Source organism: Mycobacterium sp. (assembly GCF_049281135.1).
Taxonomy (GTDB): domain Bacteria; phylum Actinomycetota; class Actinomycetes; order Mycobacteriales; family Mycobacteriaceae; genus Mycobacterium.
Map to the genome: position 1 here is coordinate 1 of NZ_JBAPRN010000117.1, position 6,858 is coordinate 6,858.

The following is a 6,858-nucleotide window of genomic DNA, read 5'->3' on the forward strand; positions in this document are numbered from 1 at the left end:
GGGTTGGTCGGGGTAGCCGCCCTGTTCGGGGTAGCCGCCGCGTGGGTCGGGTGCGCCGTAGCCGGGTTGGTCGGGGTAACCGCCACGCTGCTCCGGGTAGCCACCGGGTTCCGGCTGATACCCGGCACGCGGATCGGGTGCGGCATGCGGGTCGTCATGCGGATGCGCGTGGGGGTCGTCGTAGTAGTCGTCGCCGGGCCGCCCCTGCCCCTGGCCGCCGCCGTAGCTCGAATTCTCACTCATCGCTGGTACTCCTGGTTCTGCGCTGAACGCACGATCTGATTGTGGCGGGGCGAGCTCGCCGGCTGTTGGCCGGGGCTCGACATCGGGGTTGACAGCGCCGCGGGTGCGGAACTGGCCGGTGTGCAGGTTCGCCGACTGCTCGATCCGGATGACCACGTCACCATATGTTTGCCACCCCTGTTCGCCGATGTATTCCGCCAAGTGCTTTGCGAAAGCGTCCGAAGTGAGGTCCGGGTCGGCGCCCACTTTCTGGTAGTCGTGCATACCGAGGGTAATGATGTATTCGTTGGGAGCCAAAAGGCGATCGCCTGCGACGGGGCGAATTCCCTCGCCGGCTTCCCGGCGCAACATCGCCTCGACCTCTTGCGGGACGATCGATCCACCGAAGACTCGGGCAAAAGCATCGCCGACGGAGACCTCGAGTTTGCGCTCGATGCGCTGGACTAGCCCCCTTTGGCTGCTCATGTATCAGCGCCCGCCTCAGTCCTTGTCGCTCAGTGCTGCACGGCGGACGATGCTCCGGCGTGTCGCATCACGCGTGTCGTATCCAGCATGCTATCCGGCAAGCGCTGCGCAGCGGCACCTCCAGAACTCTGAGAATCGAATCGGGCCAGGTCAAACGGCGTCCAGTGCGCTCGGCGGCACCGGTGCGGTTTGGAGATGCCCGCTACTACAGTGGTAGGCTCCACCGGTTGTTTTAGGGCGAGTGGCGGAATGGCAGACGCGCTGGCTTCAGGTGCCAGTGTCCTTCGGGACGTGGGGGTTCAAGTCCCCCTTCGCCCACAGAGAGCAGGTCTACGAAGTCAGACGCAAAAGGTCACGAACTCGAAAGAGGGCGTGACCTTAGTGTTTGAAGCGGACTCGTAAATTTCGCCGAATGACGCTCGTCCTCTGTGAGGATGAGGCGTCGCCTCTCCGGATAAATGGCCCGTGGTCAATTGCTCGACTACAGCCGCTCGGTGGTCGGGTGCGCGACCGCCGCAGGGGGGTGCTCGGGCGTGGCGTTTTTGACGGTTCTGATCATTTGGCAGTCCGGCGAGACAATCCAGATGCGGTTTGCGGCTGCGATTTCGAAGCACGCGTTGTCGAGTCGTGTGACGTTGCCGGGGTTGGACTCAGTTAACGCTGCCCGGATGGCGGTGTCGAGTTCTTCGTCAGATGCCGATTCTAGGGCGGCGATCTTTTCGTAGCGTATGCGTGCCAGTGCGGTCAGATGCACGGTGGCAGGGTTGAAAGCGGCAGGGAAATCAGCTAACTCGACGTTATGACCCTGCTCTGGAAGGCTGCCTGATGGTCCGCGACGGCTTTTGGCGCTAACCCGAGATGGCACGCCGGTTTTGACTTGCTCCCACGTGCGTTCACGGTGATTCGTGGAGTAACTGTTGATTTCGTCGCCGGTGGGAGTCAAGACGAGGGAATAGCCTCGCCAGGTCACCACTAGGCGACCGTTCCTTGACTTCCATGGAGCCGACAGCACGACGAAGTCTTCGAGCATGTTCCGCAACTGCAGTTCTGCTTCTCGTACGCTGCCGCCGTGGCGGGATCGAAATTGGTCGATTGCACGCCTCGAGATATCGATATCGCCAACGTCGTCGATCGTGAAGTCGCCGGGTGTGAGGTGCTGCGTTTCAGGGATTTGTCTGACGCTCGCGTCGGGCACGGCAGGCCCTGGAGTCAGTGGGGGCGGCGGGTCGGACTGTGTGAATCCTGCGCAATTTGGCTTGCGGCACCAGCCGTCGGCGTTGTCGGTCTGGTTGGTGCATGCCGATCCATCACGACGGAACCGATTGCAGCGTCTCATACCGACAGTTTGCCGAAGCCCACCTACGAGTTGGGCCGCTTACTCGTTCAGCATTCGTTAAATAGCGGATCACAGCAACGAACCGGGGTGACGTCAGCAGACTGCCCAGGTGATCGGTAGCCTGGGCGGCCTCTCAAAGCGTCATCGCGATGCAATCAGTCGGTAGCGGGCCAACCGCGAGACGAACGTAAAGTGAACTGCATCAGAAGCGCGTAGTGCGGCGCCAGAACCCAAATACTCTTAGCCGCATGTCCTTCGGTGGCCGTGGCAAGCTCGCTCCATTGCTGTTCGTGCCAGTCGTGGTGTTTCTCGCATCGTGCGGCTTCTTCCACAAGACTTCCGAATCGCCCGGGGTGGGGCAAGAAGTCGTTGATGGAAAGTTCGCGTTCATCGTCAACGACGTCAGCTCGTCTCCTACCTTCGCCTACACCAGTGCCCGGGGTGTCTGGTTGATCGTGTCGATGGCAGTCAGGAATCTCGGAACAGAGCCGCGGGTTTTCGAGATGGCCGCTCAGTCGCTGAAGGAGAGCGATGGGCGGGGGCATTCGGCGGCCCTCATGGAACCAACGTCAGTCAACAAGATTGACCCAGGGCTTCAAGTGAGCGTCCGGCTGGCATTCGACGTGCCTCCCGGTGTGCGGCCCACCCGGATCTTGCTACGCGAGTCGGCAGATACTCCGGGAGCACGGGTGAATCTGACGCAGTCGCAGGTTTCATCCTCAACTCCGCCCAGCTAACAGAGGCTGATTGCGCAGTCCGTATGGGCTACCGGCATCGCCGTCCGTGCGCTCCACAGGGTAAAGCCCCAGAAAATGTGCAGCAATTTCACAGCCCTTTGGGGCGCTGCTGCCCGGGGCTGGTTTTATAAGCTTTCTGCACAATGGACGGGCGCCGTAGTGCCAAGACTCGGCGGCGAGAACACGCCGCGGCGGTGGTTTGTGCGTTGACCTTGTTTCTCGCGCTGGTCGCTGGGTCCGCGTTGCGCCCGCACTACACCGCGAACAGCCTTCCGGAGCCGGCAGCATGGGCTCATACCGTCAGGGATGTCCAGCCCGATTACAGCCACTCGCACCCGCTCAGCGTTAGACCAGCGTTGAATTATCTGAGATCCGGCAGCCGGGCTCATTCGGCCCCGATTTCGCGGAAGCCGTTTCGCTATGTGTGGATGACCCACGACTTACCGTCGAACTGGGATCCGGTGTCGCCGCAGAGTGACTGGTCGGTGTTGCCGAAGACCTTTGCTGCAGCACGATTTCAGCCGCGCGGCGCCCTGGGGAGTGCCTCGATGGCAAATGCTGTCAACCGACATACGCCATCCCTTTTCTGCATCATCCGCTGCTGAGGTCGGCCGAACGGCTCTCGTGCCGTTTGGCTCGGGCCTGAGCACGTCAAGGCAGAACTACTCTCCTTAGCGCTGCAGCCTCGACCCGAAGGCAGACGCCGGCACTCGTGCGGGTGCTGATCGCACGCATGCATCACCGGCGCTTCCGATACGGCCAGACGACACGAAACCCTGCGCACCAGACCAATTTTCCGGGCCAACTCCCGGAGTGGGTCATGGCTGCGCGCACAAGTTCGTCTGCCCTATCCGTAAAAAGCGAGAAGTGAGATTCCGTGAACAACGTTGCACGAAAACAAAATTCAGAAGCAAGCAAACCGCTTGACAAGCTTGTCACCGGCGCCTACGGCAGTAGCGCCTTTGGCAGCAGCGACCCGGCCGCCTTCTATCTGCCGCGGCTGGAATTCACCGCGCTACCGATGTCTGCCGACCGCGGCGCCGGCTGGAAGATGCTACGAGATGCCGGACCGGTTGTATTTATGAACGGCGCATACTACTTGACCCGCCGCGAGGATGTGCTGGCCGCGTTGTGCAGCCCAAATCTTTTCTCCGCGCATTTGGCGTTGCAGCCGCCCGGCAGCCCGGTGCCCGTGCTTCCGTCGGCCTTCGACCCACCCGAGCACACTCGTTACCGCAAAATCCTCCAGCCGTATTTCAGCCCGCAGGCTTTGATGCAATCCAGACCCATCATGGAGAGATATGCCGCCGACATCATCACCGGCCTTGCGCGTGACGGCAAATGCGACGCGATGGCGGACCTCGCGCGATGCTACCCATTCGGTGTCTTCATGGAGCTGTATGGGCTGCCCGCGAAAGACCGCGATGACCTGATCGCCTGGAAAGACGCCGCGGTCGATGGCAAGCCCGAGGGATATGAGCTGTTGTCATACTTCGCCAAGGCCATCGAGGAACGTCGGCAGAGTCCGGGCTCTGACATGCTGTCGCAAATCATGAGCGGCCCAGGTGCACTGACGGATCGCGAACTGCTCGGCATGTGCCACCTGATCGTGTTGTCCGGTCTCGACACGGTCGCCGCGGCGATCGGGTTCTCTTTGCTCGAGTTGGCGCGCGGACCGCAGCTACGCAAAGATCTGCGCGAAAACCCGAGTCAGATCGGGGCGTTCATCGAAGAGATCGTGCGACTCGAGCCCGCGGCGCCGATGGCTGCCCGAGTCACCACCGACTTCGCCAAAGTCGGTGGCATGACGCTTCCTCCCGGTACGCCGGTGCGGTTGTGCACAGCCGCGATCAATCGCGACAACCGCGATCCGATATCCACCGACGAGCTGGTTATGGACGGAAAAATACACCGCCACTGGGGGTTTGGTGGTGGCCCGCACCGCTGCATTGGGTCTCACCTGGCTCGGATCCAGCTGAGCGCGGTACTCACCGAATGGCTAAAGCAGATACCCGATTTCGAGCTGCCACCCGACTATGTCCCCGAAGTCAAGTTTCCGTCCACGTATTTCGCGCTCACGACGCTTCCGCTGAGCTTTACTCGACCAGCAGCGGCGCAACACTAGATGCGATGCCGACGACCGCGGGCAGTTGCTTTTTCACTACGCAGCTGCCCGCGTCGTCGACCAGTAGCTAAAGTGGCAATCTGGCAGCGGTAACTCTGGCGGGTCTGCGCGCGCAGCCCTTTGGAATATCCAGCCAGGTGAGACCGGTGACATTCGACTCGTGTGGGCGAGAGTCCCAGGGTCGGGTGCCGATCGGTGTGCGCGCGATCACGGCAGCGCCGTAGTTGGGGCGAATCATATTCGTGCGCAGCGTACATGGGGCGAACTCGGACAGTGCCTTGGTGTGGCCGCCGACAAGGCGGAACTCAGATGCCATAGAACAGGGCGTTTCGCGACGCTATCGTTGCGGCGCGTCTACGTCAATCGCCACGCGCAGTAGGGCGCAGCCGTAGACGCGTCCGATAAGCCGTCACGCGACGCGCCTCGCAGTAGTGCGCCGCACTATATTGCAGCGCAACGAATTTCAGCTGGTACTGTATGCCCAGTAGTCGTAGTCCCCGGTCGGCTGCGGGCACAGGTCGTGGTATGCGGCCAGGACGAACTGTCCCGCTTCGTCGCTGGTCAGTTGTGGATGATCTTGCACCAGGCCAGCGGCGATCTGAGTACCCGGCATCTGCCGGACCCACAATCTCCTGCACACGCTGTAGCCATCTTCCAGCATCGCCGGATCCGTTCCGGTGATGCCCGCCGCGCGTGCGGCGGCCAAGAAATCCTGAGGTGTGGGGGGTGGCGGTACCGGGCTCGCGCCGGCCGGCGCGGCCAGGCCTACGGAAATGACGGCTCCAACGGCACCGACGAGAACCTTTCCGATCATGAGAACCCTCCTGTTCACTCCATGTAGCTGGTACCGCGGACATCGGATCACCTCGTTTGATCGTCCGCTTCTGCGCGGCGCTCCGGTAGAGGGCTATCTGTTGTGGCATCAACCGATTTGGGTGTGACACCACCGTCACAAGACGGCCGCACCCTTCTCAAGCATCCCGCTCGGTGGACCGTTATGTGTTGTGACGTCAACCGGTTTAGGCGTGACACCACCGGCAAGAGGTCTGAGGTCGGCACTTAACTCCCAGCAAGCCACAAGCTAAATATGCTTTTATACAGTAGTTATGGTGCTCAGTGCTCACATGCCAGACCTCGACTCGCTGGAGGTCTTCGTTGCGATCGCGCAGGCGGGTAGCCTGGGTGGCGCTGCTCGCGAATTGGGACTGACCCAGCAAGCCGTCTCTAGAAGATTGGCTGCACTGGAAGCTAAAACCGGTGTGACACTGGCTATTCGAACTACACGCGGATCGCAGATCACTCCGGCAGGCACGTCTCTGGCCGGATGGGCTTCACAACTGCTCGAGGTAGCCCACGACATCGACACGGCGCTTGGCTCGTTGCGAAATGAAGGCACTCAGCGGCTCACGGTTGTGGCCAGCCCCACGATAGTTGAGTACCTAATGCCGCACTGGCTGTTGTCGCTGCGCGCGGCGGCATCCCGGCGCAACGAAACAGTGCCCAGAATCGATCTGGCCGCAGCTAACAGCGCGTACGCAACGGCCTTGGTGCGTGACGGTGCCGTCGATCTCGGCTTCGTAGAGACTCCGGAACCGCCGGAAGGTTTAAGCCACTGCGTAGTGAGCACCGACGAGTTGGTCGTCGTCGTGTCCCCAAATCACCAGTGGGCGCGGCAGTCGCGCGCCGTTAGCGCGCTCGAGTTGGCACAAACATCACTAGTGTGTCGGGAACCCCGAGCAGGCATCCGCGATTCGCTCGCTGTGGCGTTGCGCCGAGCATTGGGCGTGGAGGTGCAACAAGCGCCGCCCGTACTTGAATTGCCATCCGCGGGCGCTGTGCGCGCTGCCGTCCTTGCGGGCGCAGGGCCTGCCGCGATGAGTCGGTTTGCCGTAGCAGACGATCTGGCAGCTGGCCGACTGTGGGAAGTCGATGTTTCCCAGCTCGATTTGCGC

At 61.7% G+C, this 6,858-nt stretch carries 6 protein-coding genes and 1 tRNA gene; 4 read left to right on the plus strand and 3 right to left on the minus strand.

The window, feature by feature from the left end; translation table 11 throughout:
• The coding region (locus WAN02_RS04630; protein WP_422263002.1) for a DUF3662 domain-containing protein at positions 1-708 on the minus strand (708 nt) is incomplete at its 3' end.
• Positions 709-943: 235 nt separating this feature from the next.
• Here WAN02_RS04630 and WAN02_RS04635 point away from each other — a divergent pair.
• Positions 944-1,026: transfer RNA gene (locus tag WAN02_RS04635), tRNA-Leu, on the plus strand.
• A gap of 163 nt (positions 1,027-1,189) precedes the next feature.
• On the opposite strand, the gene WAN02_RS04640 is transcribed toward WAN02_RS04635, so the two are convergent.
• Positions 1,190-1,903 carry a hypothetical protein gene (locus WAN02_RS04640; protein WP_422263003.1) on the minus strand — a complete coding sequence of 238 codons (714 nt, stop codon included), beginning with the start codon at positions 1,901-1,903 and terminating at the stop codon, positions 1,190-1,192.
• Between the two features lie 389 nt (positions 1,904-2,292).
• Here WAN02_RS04640 and WAN02_RS04645 point away from each other — a divergent pair, with 389 nt between their 5' ends.
• Together WAN02_RS04645 and WAN02_RS04650 are read left to right on the plus strand one after the other, a co-directional pair.
• A complete protein-coding gene (locus WAN02_RS04645; protein ID WP_422263004.1) occupies positions 2,293-2,781 on the plus strand; it encodes a DUF4352 domain-containing protein in 489 nt (162 codons plus the stop codon).
• A 1,021-nt stretch (positions 2,782-3,802) separates the two neighbouring features.
• Positions 3,803-4,906, plus strand: a complete 1,104-nt coding sequence (locus WAN02_RS04650) for a cytochrome P450 (RefSeq protein ID WP_422263007.1) — start codon at positions 3,803-3,805, stop codon at positions 4,904-4,906.
• Positions 4,907-5,369: 463 nt separating this feature from the next.
• Here the strand turns inward: WAN02_RS04650 and WAN02_RS04655 are convergent, their stop codons facing one another.
• Complete coding sequence (locus WAN02_RS04655; RefSeq protein ID WP_422263005.1) at positions 5,370-5,720, minus strand: DUF732 domain-containing protein; 351 nt, start codon at positions 5,718-5,720, stop codon at positions 5,370-5,372.
• Between the two features lie 292 nt (positions 5,721-6,012).
• Between WAN02_RS04655 and WAN02_RS04660 the strand changes: the two genes are divergently transcribed.
• Positions 6,013-6,858, plus strand: an 846-nt coding sequence (locus tag WAN02_RS04660) for a LysR family transcriptional regulator (RefSeq protein ID WP_422263006.1), incomplete at its 3' end; no start/stop codon positions are given.

What these genes read in the sequence shown, in the direction of transcription:
- WAN02_RS04650 (WP_422263007.1), top strand. Translation starts at nt 3,803, where the DNA reads ATGTCTGCCGACCGCGGCGCCGGCTGGAAGATGCTACGAGATGCCGGA.
- WAN02_RS04645 (WP_422263004.1), top strand. Translation starts at nt 2,293, where the DNA reads ATGTCCTTCGGTGGCCGTGGCAAGCTCGCTCCATTGCTGTTCGTGCCA.
- WAN02_RS04655 (WP_422263005.1), bottom strand. Translation starts at nt 5,720, where the DNA reads ATGATCGGAAAGGTTCTCGTCGGTGCCGTTGGAGCCGTCATTTCCGTA.